At 55.0% G+C, this 17,911-nt stretch carries 9 protein-coding genes; all 9 read left to right on the top strand.

Annotated elements, in window-relative coordinates:
- The first annotated feature begins 196 nt into the window (after positions 1–196).
- Positions 197–9,367: a N,N-dimethylformamidase beta subunit family domain-containing protein gene (locus tag METTU_RS24110; RefSeq protein WP_006893110.1), complete on the top strand. Its 9,171-nt coding sequence runs from the start codon at positions 197–199 to the stop codon at positions 9,365–9,367.
- A gap of 67 nt (positions 9,368–9,434) precedes the next feature.
- On the top strand, positions 9,435–9,941 hold the full coding sequence (locus METTU_RS17220) for an acyltransferase (protein WP_006893111.1): 507 nt from the start codon (positions 9,435–9,437) through the stop codon (positions 9,939–9,941).
- Positions 9,942–10,101: 160 nt separating this feature from the next.
- Positions 10,102–11,145, top strand: coding sequence for a Gfo/Idh/MocA family protein (locus METTU_RS17225; protein ID WP_006893112.1), 1,044 nt, complete (start codon positions 10,102–10,104; stop codon positions 11,143–11,145).
- Positions 11,142–12,260 carry a DegT/DnrJ/EryC1/StrS family aminotransferase gene (locus tag METTU_RS17230; RefSeq protein WP_006893113.1) on the top strand — a complete coding sequence of 373 codons (1,119 nt, stop codon included), beginning with the start codon at positions 11,142–11,144 and terminating at the stop codon, positions 12,258–12,260. Before METTU_RS17225 ends, METTU_RS17230 begins: the two co-directional genes overlap by 4 nt.
- An 18-nt stretch (positions 12,261–12,278) precedes the next feature.
- Positions 12,279–12,920 carry an LbetaH domain-containing protein gene (locus tag METTU_RS17235; protein WP_006893114.1) on the top strand — a complete coding sequence of 214 codons (642 nt, stop codon included), beginning with the start codon at positions 12,279–12,281 and terminating at the stop codon, positions 12,918–12,920.
- A 195-nt stretch (positions 12,921–13,115) separates the two neighbouring features.
- Positions 13,116–14,090 (top strand): NAD-dependent epimerase/dehydratase family protein, encoded by a 975-nt coding sequence (locus METTU_RS17240; protein WP_006893115.1) that lies wholly within the window; start codon positions 13,116–13,118, stop codon positions 14,088–14,090.
- On the top strand, positions 14,087–15,283 hold the full coding sequence (locus METTU_RS17245; protein ID WP_006893116.1) for a DegT/DnrJ/EryC1/StrS family aminotransferase: 1,197 nt from the start codon (positions 14,087–14,089) through the stop codon (positions 15,281–15,283). Before METTU_RS17240 ends, METTU_RS17245 begins: the two co-directional genes overlap by 4 nt.
- A 24-nt stretch (positions 15,284–15,307) precedes the next feature.
- The gene (locus METTU_RS17250; RefSeq protein ID WP_006893117.1) at positions 15,308–17,041 is read left to right on the top strand and encodes a GumC family protein; all 1,734 of its coding nucleotides are present in this window, start codon (positions 15,308–15,310) and stop codon (positions 17,039–17,041) included.
- Positions 17,038–17,793, top strand: a complete 756-nt coding sequence (locus tag METTU_RS17255; protein WP_006893118.1) for a CpsD/CapB family tyrosine-protein kinase — start codon at positions 17,038–17,040, stop codon at positions 17,791–17,793. The genes METTU_RS17250 and METTU_RS17255 overlap by 4 nt, the downstream gene beginning before the upstream one ends.
- Positions 17,794–17,911: the final 118 nt, after the last annotated feature.

Consider the following 17,911-nt stretch of genomic DNA (forward strand, 5'->3'; position numbering starts at 1 on the left):
TAAAGCAATAAAACCCGGTCAAGACGCTAGGCTATAGGCTTAGGAATGACACTAAATTATACATTTTCGGTTGAATTTCACTGGATAACCCTCAGAGCGTTTGGTTTGCCTAAAAGCATTCAACAGCTAAATCTGAAGAAGGGTCGACCCAGTGATCGTCACGTTTTCAGTGACTTAATCGTGTAGGAGCAAGCGAGTGATTAAGCTAAAAATAAACTATCAATACCTGACGAGTCGCGTACTTATCATTCTGGCTTTGATTGCTTTTGTTCAAACAATAGGCACTTCGGAACCTGCCAGAGCTGCAAGCGCCAATCAGGCAATCAAGACGTCCTCTATAAAACTCCCTGGCGAGGGGCCCGACCCCGTTGCGTTCAGCCCGGACGGCAATACCTTGGCCAGTACGGACTCCGACGGGCAAATCATGCTCTGGGATGTGGTCTCCGGCCAAGTGCGCATGACACTTCCGAGCCAGTTTGCAAACCCGGTTAGCGATATTATTTTTAGCCAGGACGGCAACACGCTAGCTAGCGTAAGCGACAACTCAATTCGACTATGGGACGTCACCTCCGGTGACTCCCGGTTAACCCTTCCCAAGAGCGGCGTTGTTACCGACCTGGCCTTTAGTCCTGACGGCAAGAGCTTGGCTGCTGTGGGTCAGGATGCCCGTATCACGCTCTGGGATTCACAATCCGGCTCCACATCTCAGGTCATAACCGATCATCAAGGCGGCGTTAATGCAATCGCATTTAGTCCGGACAGCACGATTCTGGCCATAGGCGGCCAGAATGCCCAAATTAACCTCTGGAGTAAGGCAACAGGCCTGAAGCAGTTGAACCTGCCCGGCGTTACCGCCGTCACCGACCTGCTATTTAGCCCGGACGGCAAGACCTTGGCCGCTGTAGGTCAGAATGCCCGCATCACGCTCTGGGATTCGCAATCCGGTTCTACATCCCAGATTTTAACCGGCCACCAAAATGGCGTTAATGCCATTGCATTTAGCCCGAACAGTAAGATCCTGGCCACCGGCGGCCAGGATGCCCGGATTAAACTATGGGATAGAACAACAGGCAAGGAACAGGCGAACCTACCGGGAGAAAACGGTGTCGCTATTACCGGCCTGGTATTCAACCCGGACGGCAAGACCTTGGCCAGCGTGGGCGAGAGCGAACCGGTTTTTTTGTGGGATGTATCCAATAAACTGCCCCAGCTTCTAACGGGACATACGGATTGGGTGGACAAGGTCATTTTTAATTCCAATCAGAATACCTTGGCCAGCGTGGGCAAAACCGGGCAGGTCGTCGTATGGGACTTAATGACCGGACTGGAGCAGTTGTTCTTTCAAGTTCCCTCGTTAGGCGCCGCCAATGTAAACCCGCAAGGACTCGTTTCCAGCAACTCAATCACAAATATAGCCTTGGCCGCCGGCGTAGCGGGGCCGAAGTTGTCCAATGGAAATAGCCAAATCGTTAAAGAAACCATCGTTAACCAGAACGCTAAAAAACCCGGCAAGAAGAAGAGCAACCACGATTGGAAAGGCGTTACGGCCCTCGCCATTAGTCCGGATGGAGCTCTCTATGGCGGTGCGACCAGGGACGGTAAGGTCAGGCTTTGGGCTTCAAACGGGAAAGAGCGTTTTGCCCTTTCAGAACACCATGGCGCCGCTGTAACCGGCGTTGTTTTCAGTGCCGATGGCAAGCAGTTAGTGAGCGTAGGCCGGGACACGGAAATCCAAATGACGGACGTCGCAAATGGCAAAAAGGGCCGGACTTTATTCGGCCATGAACACCCGATCAGGACCGTCGCGGCCAGTCCTGACGGCAAGCTCCTCGCCAGCGCCGGCGAAGAAACCAGAATCATGTTGTGGGATGCGCAAGCAGGCAAGCTGCTCAGAATTCTTTCCGGTCATACTGATTTCGTGAACGCTGTCAGCTTCAGCGCCGACGGAAAACGCCTGGCTAGCGCAGGCGCCGATGGTCGTATCCTCCTGTGGGATGTAAAAACAGGCCAGCTTGTGCAAACGCTACTGGGTCACTCGAATGAGGTCAACGCGGTTGCTTTCAGCCGAAACGGCAAGTTCCTGGCTAGCGGAAGCGCGGATAGCCAGGTGATTTTGTGGAATGCCGCAACCGGCGAGCAAATACAGAGCTTTGCGGGACACCAGGCAGCCATTAGAGCGGTTGCTTTCAGCCCGAATGGACAAAAACTGGTCAGCGCGGGCGAAGACACCAAAATTTTGGTTTGGAATACGGCGACGCGTAAATTGGACAAGCAAATGGCCGGCGCAACGAATGCCATCAGCGCGCTCATGTTCGGTCCGAGCGGCAGCTTGATTGCAGGGAGTGAGGACGGCGAGGTCAAAGAGTGGGATGTTGAGAAGGGCCAAACAAAACAGATCATCAACGTACCTTTACAACCCCAGTCCAATAATTCCGAGGAAATCCTTGAATTTCCGGTCATCGAAACAAACCAAGCCGTGGCTGACAGCACTAGCCGCAAGACCAATCCGGCTTCTGATAAATCGACAAAACTTCACTTATCACGGATTTTGAATCGGGTCATGGATTGGCTGATTCCTGCCGCCGAAGCGGCTATCCCTACCCCCCCGGGCGGACCGATTCTGGTCGTTACCGCCACATGTCCCACCTGTGGAGTATTTAACCGGTATTACGCGGAGATTCTTCGGAGCGAAGGCTTAAATGAATTTGCCGAAGCCGACCTCTCAACAATGAGTGCCGCCTCGCTCGCAGCCTATGACGTGGTCATTCTGGCCTCGACGCCCCTGACCGCCGCGCAGGCGACCCTGTTCACCGATTGGGTCAACGGCGGGGGCAACCTGATTGCGATACGTCCGGATCCGCAACTCGCCACCTTGCTGGGACTCACAGCCACAAATACTACGTTGTCGAACGCTTACCTGCTTGTCGACACCTCAAAGGCACCGGGCAATGGCATTGTGAATCAGCCCATCCAGTTCCATGGTTCGGCCGATCGCTACTCCCTGAGTGGCGCAACGAATCTTGCGACGCTTTACAGCAATGTAAGCACAGCAACCGCCAATCCCGCCCTGACCCTCAACAGTGTCGGAACCGGTCAGGCTGCGGCGTTCACCTATGACCTCGCCACCTCCATCGTCTACACGCGCCAAGGCAATCCCACCTGGCAGGCCCAAGAACGCGACGGACTCTCGCCCATCCGTTCTGATGACAAATATTACGGCAATGCCACTGGCGATCCCCAGCCTGACTGGGTGGACCTGAACAACGCGGTGGCCGTGCCCCAGGCGGACGAGCAACAACGCCTGCTGGTCAACCTGATTACCAAGATGAACCTCGCCAAAAAACCCTTGCCGCGCTTCTGGTACTTCCCACGCGGCGAGAAAGCGGTTGTCATCATGACCGGCGATGACCACGGGAATGGCGGAACCGGACCGCGGTTTGATCAATTCAACACGTTGAGCCCGGCGGGTTGCAACGTGGCCAACTGGGAATGCGTCAGGGGTACCTCGTACATATTCGTCGAACCTACCCTTCTAACCAATACGCAAGCCGCTGCCTATAACGCCGCGGGCTTCGAGGTGGGCCTGCACATCAACACCAACTGTGCAGATTATACACCTGCTACGCTTGAGGCCTTCTACACACAGCAGCTCGCCGATTTCCATACCAACTATCCGAGTCTTCCCGCGCCTATTACCCAACGGCACCATTGTATCGCCTGGAGCGACTGGATTACCGGGGCGCAAACCGAGTTTAATCACGGCATTCGGCTCGACACCAGCTATTACTTTTGGCCGCCTAGCTGGGCCAATGACCGCCCAGGAAACTTCACCGGTTCGGCGATGCCGATGCGGTTTGCCGACCTAAGCGGCAATCTGATCGATGTTTATCAGGCGACGAGCCAAATGACCGATGAGTCCGGCCAAACCTATCCGTTCACCATTAATACGTTATTGGACAGAGCGCTCGGCGCAGAAGGTTATTATGGCGCCTATACCATCAACGCCCATACCGACGTGCCGCAAACTCCCGAAGCGACCCAGACAGTCAACTCGGCCCTCGCTCGCAGTGTCCCGGTCGTATCGAGCGTTCAGATGTTGAATTGGCTGGACGGCCGCAACAGCTCATCGTTCGGAGCGCTGGCCTGGAACGGCAGCAGCCTGAGTTTTGCGATTACACCGGGTGCGGGCGCCAATGGACTGCAAGCCATGCTGCCGGCAAAATCCGCTACGGGCGTTATCCTTGGCCTCACCGGGCCGAATGGCTCTGTTGCCTATACGATCGATACCGTCAAAGGCGTTTCGTATGCCTTTTTCGCGGCGGCTGCGACGACGGGAACCTACACCGCGACTTACGGCGCAGACACGACGCCCCCAACGGTAACTTCGACCTCCCCCGCAAGCGCCGCTACCGGCGTAGTTCAACAGCCTACGGTCACGGCCACCTTTAGCGAGTCGATCGATCCGGCGACCGTCACTACGTCCAACGTTCAATTGCAGGCCGGAAGCAATCCGCCGGTGTCCGCTACGGTCAGCTATGATGCCATCACACGCACCGCGAAGCTGACGCCCAGCAACTTGCTGGCGGGTTCGACGCTCTATACCGCCAGAATTCTGACCGGCATCAAGGATTTAGCCGGTAATGCCCTGGCGGCCCCTTACACCTGGTCCTTCACGACGCAGGCCCAACCGTGCGCATCCGCTACGCCCTGCAGCGCGTGGAGCAGCTCAACCATCCCAAGCACTCCGTCCGTAAACGATCCGAGTGCCGTCGAATTGGGTGTTAAATTCACTGTCGATATTGACGGCTTCATCTCCGGCATCCGGTTCTACAAGGGCAGCACTAACACCGGCATCCACGTAGGACATCTCTGGACCGGCGCCGGGGTGCAGATGGCAACGGCGACCTTCAGCAACGAAACCGCCACGGGTTGGCAGCAAGTGAACTTTAGTTCGCCGGTACCGGTCACTGCCGGTACCGTATACGTCGCCTCGTACTACGCGCCCAGCGGCAATTACGCCGCAACAATCAATCCGGAGTTCGGTACGTCGGGGGTTGATGCCGTCCCCGTACATTTGCTGAAAAGCGGCGTGAGCGGTCCAAACGGCGTGTACTTATATGGCGTCGGAGGCGGTTTTCCGTCGAACAGTTTCAATTCCACAAACTACTGGGTGGACGTAGTGTTTGCGTCTAACGCCGGCCCCGACACAACGCCGCCGACTGTGACAACTCAGAGTCCTGTGTCCGGGGCAAATGGAGTCGCGACGAACACAACCGTTACCGCGACGTTTAGCGAAGCGATGGATGCGGCCACCCTTACGGCATCGACCTTCGAATTGCGTAACGCCTCGAATAGCCTTGTCTCGGCGACGGTCAGCTACAACGCAACCAACCGCACGGCGACCTTGACTCCCGGCAGTGCGCTTACGGCAGGTGCGACCTATACGGCCACTGTCAAAGGCGGCGCGACAGACCCGCGCGCCAAGGATTTGGCGGGCAACGCACTGGCTGTCAACATGACATGGTCGTTCACGACAGTATCGGGTACAGCGACAGGCTGCTCAGGAAGTACCACCTCCATCTGGCCCAGCAATCCAACGCCGACGATCATCGCTGCTTCAGACACCTCCTCGGTCGAACTCGGAGTGAAGTTCAAGTCCACTGTGAACGGCTTGATCTGCGGCGTTCGTTTCTATAAGGGCAGCGCCAATACCGGCACACATGTCGGCAAATTGTGGAGCGGCACGGGGCAGTTGCTTACCAGCGCCACGTTCCAGAACGAGACTGCATCCGGTTGGCAGCAGGTGACCTTTGCGACGCCGGTAGCGGTCACCGCCAACGTCACTTACGTGGCCTCCTATCTGGCCCCGATTGGACGGTATTCCGCTAACAGCAACTATTTTACAAACGGAGTAACCAGCGGGCCGCTCTATGCCTTCAATAACACTGAGAGTGGCGGCAATGGGGTGTACCTGTACGGCGCCGCCGGTGGATTCCCCACAAACGCCTTCCAGTCGAGCAACTATTGGGTGGACGTAGTCTTCACCAGCAACACCGGTCCGGACACGACACCGCCGACCGTCGCATCGACATTGCCCACCGCAGGCGCTACAGGAGTCAACCCGACTGCACCCGTGACCGCGACTTTTAACGAAGCGATGGACTCGGCGACCCTAAGCACCGCGACCTTTGAGCTGCGCGACCCGGCTAATACCCTTGTGGCCGCGGCGGTGACTTATAACGCGGCCACCAATACGGCAACGTTGACGCCCACCACTACATTAACGTCATCAATACTTTACACGGCCAAGGTGAAAGGCGGAACGAGCGGCGTCAAAGATCTTGCAGGCAACGCACTTGCGGCGGACTTCACGTGGTCGTTCACCACCGGCGTCAACCCCTGTTCGCCCGGAGGCAACCCGATCGTGTGCGAGAACAGTAAGCCCGGCAACCCTTCGAGCGAATGGGACATTTCCGGCGCCGGCGACCTGACCATTCAGGGCTTTGCGACGGATATCAGCGTAAATCGGGGCGGCACGGTCAACTTCAAGATCAAAACCCCTGCGGCCTATCGTCTCGACATCTACCGCATGGGCTATTACGGCGGGAACGGTGCGAGGAAAGTGGCCACGCTCTCTTCTTTGCCGATTCAAAATCAGCCCGCCTGCCTGACCAACGCCACAGGACTGATGGACTGCGGTAATTGGACGCAATCTGCATCCTGGACCGTACCCTCCGATGCGACCTCCGGCATTTATTTCGCCCGGGCCGTGCGTTCGGATACTAATGGCGCCAGCCATATCATGTTCGTGGTGCGCGACGACGCCGGCACCTCGCCGCTTCTGTTCCAGACCTCGGATACAACCTGGCAGGCATACAACAACTACGGCGGCAACAGTCTGTACGGCGGCACCGGCCCAGGCACCGGCGGCGCGTCAACTGGCCGGGCCTACAAGGTCAGCTACAACAGGCCTTTCAATACGCGCAACGTGGACAACGGACAAGACTGGGTATTCAACGTCGAGTATCCGATGGTGCGCTGGCTTGAGGCTAACGGTTACAACGTCAGTTATTTCACCGGCGTGGACAGCGACCGGCGGGGCAACCTGATTACTAACCATAAGGCATTCCTCTCGGTCGGCCACGACGAATACTGGTCAGGCACGCAACGCGCCAACGTAGAAGCAGCGCGTGACGCGGGTGTCCACTTGGCATTCTTCAGCGGCAACGAGGTGTTCTGGAAGACCCGTTGGGAGAACAGCATCGACGCCTCGGGTACGGCCAATCGAACCCTGGTGTGTTACAAGGAGACGCATGGTTTCCCCAACAATCAAGACCCCGCCGACCCGCCGACTTGGACCGGCACTTGGCGCGACCCCAGAAATTCGCCGCCAGCCGATGGAGGACGTCCTGAGAACGCGTTGCTGGGCACCATCTTTACGGTCAACGACGGCGCCACCACCAGCATTACGGTGCCGGAAGCGGACGGCAAGATGCGGTTCTGGCGAAACACCAGCATTGCTAATCTGGCGGTCGGTACCAGCTTCACCTTACCGAACGGTACTCTGGGCTACGAGTGGGATGAGGATCTGGACAACGGTTTCCGGCCTGCCGGTTTGGTTCGGCTTTCGACGACCCTTGTCAATAACGCACCGGTCCTGACCGACTACGGCTCCACCTTCGGCTCCGCTACCGCGAATCATGCCCTGACGCTGTATCGGTCCGACAGCAGCGGAGCGCTGGTTTTCGGAGCAGGCACCGTGCAGTGGCCTTGGGGCTTGGATAGCACCCACGACCGGGCCGGTACGCCAACGGATATTAGGATGCAGCAAGCGACGGTCAACCTGTTCGCCGACATGGGCCTACAACCGAATACCTTGCAAGCGGGACTGCTGACGGCAACGGCGTCTACCGATGCAATACGACCCGCTTCGACGATCTCCTCGCCGCTGACCGGGGCCAGTGTACAAACAGGAAGCGTGGTTACTATCAGCGGAACGGCGACCGATACCGGAGGCGGCCGAGTAGGCGGAGTAGAGGTTTCCGTCGACGGCGGCGCAACATGGCACGCAGCGACCGGCCGCAGCAACTGGACCTACAGCTGGTCGACGCCAAGCGCTTCGGCAACGGCAACGATCAAGAGCCGGGCGGTCGACGACAGCGCCAACCTGGAGCTACCGGGAGCAGGCATTACCGTGAATGTTGGCTCGGGTTCGGACACAACCCCGCCCTCGGTGCCGGGCAATTTGACAGCGACGGCGGCCAGCACCACGCAGATCAGCCTGACCTGGAGCGCATCGACCGACAATGTCGGGGTTACCGGCTACCGTGTCGAGCGTTGCCAGGGAGCCGGATGTTCCAACTTTGTCCAGGTCGCAACACCAACCGGCACGAGCTTTGGGGATTCCGGGCTGATTCCGGGAACAGCCTACCAGTACCGCGTACGGGCGGCCGATGCGGCGGGCAATCTGAGCGCCTACTCGACCGTGGCTACGGCTACCACGCAGCCTGATACGACGCCGCCGACGCTGACATCTCAAAGCCCTGCTCCGGGCGCAACCGCGGTTGCGACGGGCACGGCCGTCACAGCGACCTTCAGCGAGGCTATAGATCCGACGACCGTCACGGCCTCAACCTTCGAGTTGCGGGATACACTCGGCATCTTGGTCATTGCGTCGGTAACGTATAACGCAAGCACCCATTCAGCGATACTGACGCCCAGCCTGCCGCTTAATATGGGCACGACCTATACCGCTACCGTCAAGGGCGGCGCGACCGATCCGCGCGTCAAGGATGTGGCCGGCAATGCACTGGCGACAAACGTCACCTGGTCGTTCACCACGGCAAGCACTACTGCTTTTCTATCACCTAACGCTAACGCGGCAGTCACGGCCAGCGCCGGCGACAACAACGGGTTCCAGACAACTCCGACCAATGCTTATGCCAACGATGGTCTATTCGCGGTAGATACGAACAGCGGCACTAACACGAATACTTCATGTACCAATACCGGCAAGGATAAACATGTTTACTACAACTATGGATTCAACTTGCCGGGCGGTGCGTCCATCGCGGGTATTCAAGTTCGCCTGGATACACGGGTCGACGCCACTGCCGGCACGCCCAAGATGTGCGTACAGCTGTCCTGGGATGGCGGCACGACATGGACTGCGGCCAAGACCACAGCGACGCTCACCACCAGTGAGGCCACTTATATTTTGGGCGGTGCCGCCGATACGTGGGGCCGCGCCTGGACCGCGAGTAACTTGTCGGATACCAGCTTCCGTACGCGCATCATTAATACGGCTTCAAACACCAGCCGCGACTTTTCGCTGGACTTGGCGGCGGTACAGGTTACCTACCAATAGCCCGTATTTGGACAACAAGCGCTTTGCAATAAAGAGAACAACTCATGCCAACCAAGGAGAAAAAATAATGATTAAAGAGAATGTAGTTTTAGGCCACGGGGTTGCCATATACCACCCTCAACTTGTCAATCTCTACGGTTGCATTATTGGAGAGGATTCCAAAATCGGCACATTCGTTGAGATACAAAAAGGCGTTTCGGTGGGCGCCCGCTGCAAAATATCCAGCCATACGTTTATTTGTGAAGGCGTTGACATTGAGGATGGCGTCTTCATCGGCCACGGTGTCATGTTTACCAATGATGTTTATCCAAAAGCGGTTAACGAGGACGGAGAGCTGCAAACAGAGGACGATTGGCACGTTATCAGAACCCGCATCAAGGCCCGTGCCTCTATAGGCAGCAACGCGACCATCCTTTGCGGCATCACTGTTGGCGAAGGGGCTTTGATTGGCGCTGGAGCCGTGGTTACCCGCGACGTGCCCGATTATGCAATTGTCGCCGGCGTCCCTGCCCGAGTCGTTGGCGATGCGCGCATACGGGGAGAAGGCCGCGAGACGGTAACAAGTTTTGCCTAGTCCACGGACTGGGGATTATTCGCATCAGCTCGGCCGTGGCTAACTTTTATGCCGGGGGGCGTTGGAATTGTCCTCAATCTTCGATGATTTACCGTTGCTACACAAGAAGACCCATTTTTTTAGTAAAACAATTATTTCATTCCAATTAAGGAGAACTATCATGATTAGAATAGGTGTTATTGGATACGGCTACTGGGGGCCCAACCTGGTGAGGAATTTCGCCGAGACACCGGGGCTTACCGTTGCCGGCGTTGCTGATCTCGACCCGAAAAAACTCGAAATTGTTCAAAAGCGCTTTCCCGGGGTAGAAACCACATCGCGTTTTCAGGATTTGCTTGAGAATAAAGACATCGATGCCATCGCGATAGCGACCCCGGTCAATAGCCATTTCGAACTGGGAATGGCAGCTCTCAAGGCCGGTAAACATGTCTGGCTGGAAAAACCGATGACGGAAACCGCGGAGCAGGCACGCAAACTGATTAATGAAGCCGAGAAACGCAAGCTCGTATTGATCGTCGACCATACCTTCATTTACACAGGCGCGGTGCGCAAAATGGCGGATCTGGTCAAGTCGGGAGAGCTGGGGCGTATTCATTACTACGATTCCACCCGGATCAATCTCGGTTTGTTCCAACGGGATGCCAACGTCATCGCCGATTTGGCGGTACATGACTTCTCGATCCTCGACTATCTGCTGGGGGAACAGCCGGTGGCGGTGTCCGCCGTCGGTACCAACCACTTTCCCCACACACCGGAAAACCTGGCTTACATTACCCTGTTTTACGACTCAGGAATGATAGCGCATATCAATGTGAGTTGGCTGGCACCGGTAAAATTGCGCCAGATTCTGATTGGCGGCAGCAAGAAAATGATCATCTACGATGATCTGGAGCCGAGCGAAAAGATCAAGATTTACGACAAGGGCGTCAATTTCACCGATGACCCGCAAAAGATTTACGAAATGCGGGTCGGCTATCGTACCGGGGACATGTGGGCGCCGCAGCTGGACTCTTCAGAGGCCTTGCGCGTCGAGGGCGAACATTTTGTCGATTGTATCGAAAACGGCAAGACGCCGCAGACCAGCGGTTCTCTGGGTCTGCGGGTGGTGGAATTAATCGAGGCGGCGACCCGCTCAATGAATGAACATGGCCGATCCGTTGAAATCAACGGTTCAACCATGTACCAAGGTAGGAGAGTAGCATGATACCGTTCGTAGATTTAAAAGCGCAGTACACGGGAATTAAGGATGAAGTGAACGCGGCCATTCTGGGCGTACTGGATACCTGCCAGTTTACCTTGGGCAGCGAAGTGGCAGCGTTTGAGGAGGAATTCGCCAGCTATAGTCAGGCCCAATACGGAATTGGCGTGAATACCGGCACCAGCGCGTTGCACCTTGCCCTGCTCGCGGCCGGAATTGGCCCCGGCGATGAGGTGATTACCGTTCCCTTTACCTTTGTGGCGACCGTAGCGGCGATTTACTATACCGGCGCTACGCCGGTGTTTGTGGACATCGATCCTCGCACCTTCACGATCGATGTGAAGGCGATCGAAGCCGCAATCACTGATAAAACCAAGGCCATCCTTCCCGTACACCTGTATGGGCAACCGGCGGATATGGATCCCATTCTGGACATCGCCAAACGCCATGGTTTGGTGGTCATCGAAGACGCGGCTCAAGCCCACGGTGCGGAGTATAAAGGCAAACGCGTAGGCAGCATCGGCGACATGGGCTGTTTTAGTTTTTATCCCGGCAAGAATCTCGGCGCCTACGGCGAAGGCGGCATGGTGGTCACCAGCAACCCCGAATATACCCGGACCATCCGCATGCTGCGTGACTGGGGTGCAGAGCAGAAATACCAGCATGTGCTCAAGGGCTACAATTTCCGCCTGGAGGGCATTCAGGGAGCGGTTCTCAGAGTCAAACTGCGCCATCTGGAAGCATGGACCGAAGCACGGCGGGCAGCCGCAGCGCATTACAACGAGCTGATGTCAGATAGCGGCGTGGCAACGCCGGAGGCGATGCCTTATGCTCGACATGTCTATCATATCTATGCGATCCGTACCCAGCAGCGAAGTGAGTGGCAACAAGCCTTGCAAGACAAAGGGATTCAGACCGGCATTCATTACCCAATCCCTGTGCATCTGCTGCCGGCCTATGCCGATCTGGGCTATACCCAGGGGGATTTCCCCCACTCGGAGCAAGCGGCCAACGAAGTGCTTTCCCTTCCCATGTTCGCCGAGTTAAGCTTGGCTCAATGTAAAGAAGTCAGTAAGGCCGTCACCCTGCTTGCGAACCAGTCGATGGCTGAGCCCGCTTAACAAAAAGGAGACATTGATATGCAAGACGCGCAGCCACTGTTGATTTTTCCCTACAACGGAAACGGTATCGAGGCATTGGATTGTATCGGAAGCGCCTACCGGTTCATTGGTTTTGTGGATGACACGCCGCAGAAGAGAGGCATCGATCCACATGGCTACCCCGTATTGGACAGAGGCGCATTCGCGCAGTTTTCCGATGCGCGCGTCTTGGCTATCCCAGGCAGTCCCAGTTCCTATCGGTCTCGAAAAGAAGTCATTCAAGGTCTGGGTATTGCCGAGGAACGGTTTGCCAATGTGATCCATCCCACTGCCAGGGTGTCCCCCCTCGCCTCGATTGGCTGTAATGTGTTGATCATGGCGGGGGTGGTGATTACGAGCAACGCGGTCATCGGTTCGCACAGTTGCATTCTGCCGAATACGGTGCTCCATCATGACGTAGTGGTGGGCGATTGGGTTCTGATCGGCTCCAACGTAACCATTGCCGGCAGCACTGTCATCGAAGAAAACTGCTACATCGGCAGCGGTTCAAACATCATGAACGGTTTGCGCGTTGGCAGCGGAGCCTTGGTTGGTCTCGGTAGCAATGTCATTAGCGGCATTGCGGCCGATACACGGGTTGTGGGTAATCCCGCCCACGAGATTGGAAAAAAGTTTTGCTAGCGGCTATCGCCACACTTTCCTTGTGGAGCCGGGGCGAGAGCAATTCTAAAAAATATAAATTACGACAATACTCAAGAAGGTGAATCGCGTAGAACGGGCTGTCCAACAGCACTGCATTGACTTGCCGTTACGCGATCAACCTCGGTATTTTTTGAGCATAAAACGAAGACGTCATTTAGAGAGGTAAATTGATTAATGGACATTAAAGATTCGAACATACTGGTCACAGGCGGCTGCGGTCTGGTCGGTTCCACAACCATCGATTTGTTACTGCGGGACTATTCGCCCGCAAGCATCGTCATTCTCGATGACTTAAGTCGAGGGACGCTGGCCAATGTTGAGGCGGCTTTGAAAGATCCTCGCGTGACGCTGATTCAGGAGGATATTCGCGATCCGGAGGCCGTTCGCCGCGCGACTCAGGGCATGGACGCAGTGATCCATATGGCAACCCTTCGCATCACCGCTTGCGCGGCCAACCCGCGTGATGCGATGAAGGTGATGTGCGACGGTAGTTTCAATGTCGTGGAAGCCGCGCAGGCTGCCGGCGTAAAAAAGGTAGTGGCGGCATCCTCGGCATCGATTTATGGCTTGGCCGACACCTTCCCTACTCGCGAGGATCATCATCCTTACAACAACCGCACCTGGTACGGCGCCAGCAAAATTATGCTGGAAGGCTTGCTGCGGTCGTTCAATGAAATGTACGGCCTACCCTACGTGGCATTGCGCTATTTCAATGTCTATGGTCCGCGCATGGACATTCATGGCAAATACACCGAGGTGCTGATCCGCTGGATGGAGCGCATCGCGGCCGGAACGCCGCCGCTGATCCTTGGAGATGGCGCCCAAACCATGGACTTCGTATACATCGAAGACGTCGCCCGATCCAATATCCTGGCCCTGCAAGCGGAACAGACCGACGATGTCTTCAACATCGCCAGCGGCACCGAGACCAGCCTCAATGACTTGGCTATCACCCTGCTTAAAGTGATGGGTTCCGATCTGGAACCGGAGTATGGGCCGGAGCGAACAGTGAATCCTGTATCCAGGCGCTTGGCCGACACGACCAAGGCAGAACAATTACTTAAATTCAAGTCACAGATTGACCTGGAAGACGGGCTTTCGCAGCTGGTCGACTGGTGGCGCACAAACAAACCGGAGGTGCAATCATGATCCCTATTACCAAACCCATGTTAGGCGAAAAAGAGGCTGAGGCGGCGCGGCGCGTCATCTTGAGCGGATGGACCAGTCAGGGTCCGGAAGTTGCCGCATTCGAAAAAGAGTTTGCAGAATACGTAGGCGCACCGTACGCCTGTGCGGTATCCAGTTGCACCACCGCCTTGCATTTGGCGCTGCTGGCTGTAGGCGTGCAGCCTGGCGACGAAGTGATAACCGTCAGTCACTCCTATATCGCCACCGCCAACGTGATTCGCTACTGTGGCGCCACGCCGGTATTCGTGGACATCGACCCCGATACGTTCAATATGGATCCCACCCAGATCGAAAGCGCCGTAACCGAACGCACTCGCGCCATTTTATGTGTACACCAGATCGGAATGCCCTGCGATCTTGCGGCGATTCTCGACATAGCGCACCGTCATTCGATCCCCGTCGTTGAAGATGCCGCTTGCGCCATCGGCAGCGAAATTCTTTGGCAGGGTCAATGGGAAAAAATCGGCAACCCGCAAGCCGATGTTGCCTGCTTTTCGTTTCATCCGCGCAAGGTGATCAGCACTGGCGATGGCGGCATGATCACCACGGCGAATGCGGAATGGGACGCCAAGTTCAGGCTGTTGCGACAGCACGGCATGAGCGTCCCCGATACGGTGCGCCATGGCGCAAGCCAGGTCATCTTCGAGTCTTATCCTATTGTCGGCTACAACTTCCGCATGACTGATATACAGGCGGCGGTTGGCAGGGAGCAACTTAAGCGTTTACCGGAGATTGTCGACCAGCGCCGGGAGTTGGCTTCCCGCTACCAGTCACTGCTCGCCACGATACCGGGACTGGGTGTGCCGGTGGAACCAGACTGGGCGCGCAGTACCTGGCAAAGCTTTTGTGTTCGCCTGCCTGTTGAATCAGACCAACGGCAGGTTATGCAGTCCATGCTGGATGCGGGTGTGGCGACTCGGCGAGGTGTGATGTGCTCACATCGGGAAGTCGCTTATCCGGCTAATGCATGGTCGTGTGTCGGTAGATCCGAGGGTTGTGTCTGCGCTGACGGATCTTGTCAGCGCCTCCGGCATAGCCAGGAAGCTCAGGATCACACTATTATCTTGCCGTTGTTCCCTCAAATGAGTCCTGACCAGCAAGATTATGTAGTAAAGGCACTCCATGATGCATTGGGCGTTATGCCTGTTAACTGAATAGAATTCCCATTTTAAAAAGCTATGGAACCCTACACTAAATCACTAGCCGATTACCTTGACCTTGTAAAACGGCGCAAGTATTACATCGTGGTGACTTGGCTGCTGGTCAGCTTAATATCAGTGGCCGTTGCGTATAATTTACCCAAAATTTATCGCTCAACGGCAACGATATTAATCGACGCGCCAATCCCGACCAGTCTTCTCGATTCGACTGTCTCTCAATTTGCGGATGAGCAGGTTCAATCCATTTATCAGCGAGTCATGACGACCGATAATGTACTTTCGATTATTGAATCGAATGGTCTTTATGATGATATTAAGAATAGCTTTACGAGATCTGATCTGGCGGATATTTTTAAGGGGAATACTGACGTTAAGTTAGCCACCTCCTCCTTAACGCCCCAGGCTAACTCCGGAATGGCCGAAATCGCCTTTAATATTTCGTTTAGCGATAACGACGCAATCAAGGCAAAAGAGGTTGCCGATAAGCTGACTACTTTATTCATTGAGCAAAATGATAAGGCCAGAACTCAGCGCGCTATTAGAGCGACTGATTTCCTCATGGAGGAATCGGACAAACTAAACCGGGAACTTCAAGACATTGACGGAAAAATCGCAAAATACAAGGAGCAAAATAACTTCAGCTTGCCGGAGCAAGTGCAAGGGAATATGGCGGCAATAGACCGTATGGAGAACGAAATGAGGGACACCGATAGCCAGATCCGTACGACCAAGGAAAGGATGGCTTTCTTATCGGCGGAGTTGGCTAGAGCGCAACAAGAACTACCCGTCACACTCGATGACAAAGCGCCGCAAACCAAGGACGACGCCCTAAGGACCTTGCGGGCGCAATACCTTAAATTTTCCAGCATTTATTCCCCTACTCATCCGTCCGTGGTTCGCCTAAAACGTGAAATAAAGGCTTTGGATCCCTCCTTTGAAGGGCAACCCGCTGAGGAAGACGTTCTCAAACAGTTGACTGAGGCAAAGCGCGAACTCAAATTACTGGAAGAAACCTATGGCGGTAACCACCCGAATATAGCCCAGCGTAAAAAACAAATCGATAAGCTGGAACAACAATTGAAAAACAAGCCGCCGCGTTCGCAACCGGAACAGGCGGTTATGCAGACAGCTAACCCGGCTTACTTCGGTGTAGAAGCACAATATAAAAGCAGTCAATCGGAACTTCAGTCGCTGGTACAGAAGCAGGACTATTTGAAAGAAAAACTTGAGAAAATGCACAATACCCTCTTACTGGCCCCTCAGGTTGAAATAGGCTATACCGACTTGATCAGGGAGCGGGATAACACCATAAAGAAATACACTCAGCTCAAAGAAAAATGGCTGGATGCCAAACTGGTTCAAACCCTGGAACAGCAGCAGCAGGGCCAAACCATTACCATCATCGAACAACCTGTCATTGCTTCGCACCCGGAAAAAGCAATCAGGAGAAAAGTGGCCATCGGCGGTTTTTTTATGGGACTCATCGCGGGTCTTGGCGTTGCTTTTTTTGTCGAATTCATGGAACCCGGCGTTAGGGGGTATCGAGCAATTAGCCAAGTTACCGGTCTTATGCCGCTCGTTGTAGTCCCCTACATCGAGTCTCCAGCCGAGTTGGAAGACCGACTTGTCAAGCAGAGTCAAGAGAGGAAAATCGCAGTCTGGACCGGCGCAGTTTTGATCCTGTTGGTTATCGCCGTTTTAATATATTTCTTTTTCCTTCCGTTAGCGCCCTTCATGGAGAGAAATCAATGATTAAAAATACTGATAAATACCCACTCGACTCGATCCGCTACACAAAAACTCACTCGGTCATGATTGATCCGGATGTACTGCGGAATAATCGAGTCATTATGGGGCTCAACAACGATCCACGAGCGGATTATTTTCGCGTGCTCCGGACCACTGTCCTCAAGCAACTGCGGGAAAATAACTGGAATAGCTTTGCCATAACGAGCGCGACCCCGGAGGCTGGAAAATCTTTCATATCCGTCAATCTGGCGATTGCCATAGCGATGGAGGGCAACCAAAGCGTGCTCATCGTTGATGCTGATCTCAGACGCCCAAGTGTGGGCCAATACCTGGGTCTCCAGTGTGAGTTCGGGCTGGTCGATTGCCTGACGAGCGATGTTCCATTGGAGGATGTTTTAGTCAATCCCGGCATTGAGCGCCTGGTTGTATTGCCCGGGAAAAGTTCCGATAACAATTCTTCGGAATTGATTTCATCCCGAAAAATGATCAGTCTGATTCAAGAAATCAAATCGCGCTACGAATCCCGGATCATTATTTTCGATCTCCCTCCGCTGTTTGCAGCGGACGATGCGATGGTATTGATGCCCTATGCCGATGCCGCGCTACTCGTTGTCGAGGATGGAAAGAATACGTCCGAAGAGCTTCAACATTCCATGTACATTCTGGAGCAGACCAACCTGCTTGGCCTCGTTCTGAACAAGTCGAGGCAGCCGCTGCCAACATACCAGTATGGATATGTATCCGAGGCTGACTAGAACTGACGGCAAGCTTTGGATAATGAGTAAAGCACGGTTGTCGTCTTTTGCCGCACTAAATAGGAGGCGAATTATGTTATTTAAAGAAACAGAGTATTTATCAACAGGAATGCAGGCC

Origin of the sequence: Methylobacter tundripaludum SV96 (assembly GCF_000190755.2) — a bacterium.
GTDB lineage: Bacteria > Pseudomonadota > Gammaproteobacteria > Methylococcales > Methylomonadaceae > Methylobacter_A > Methylobacter_A tundripaludum.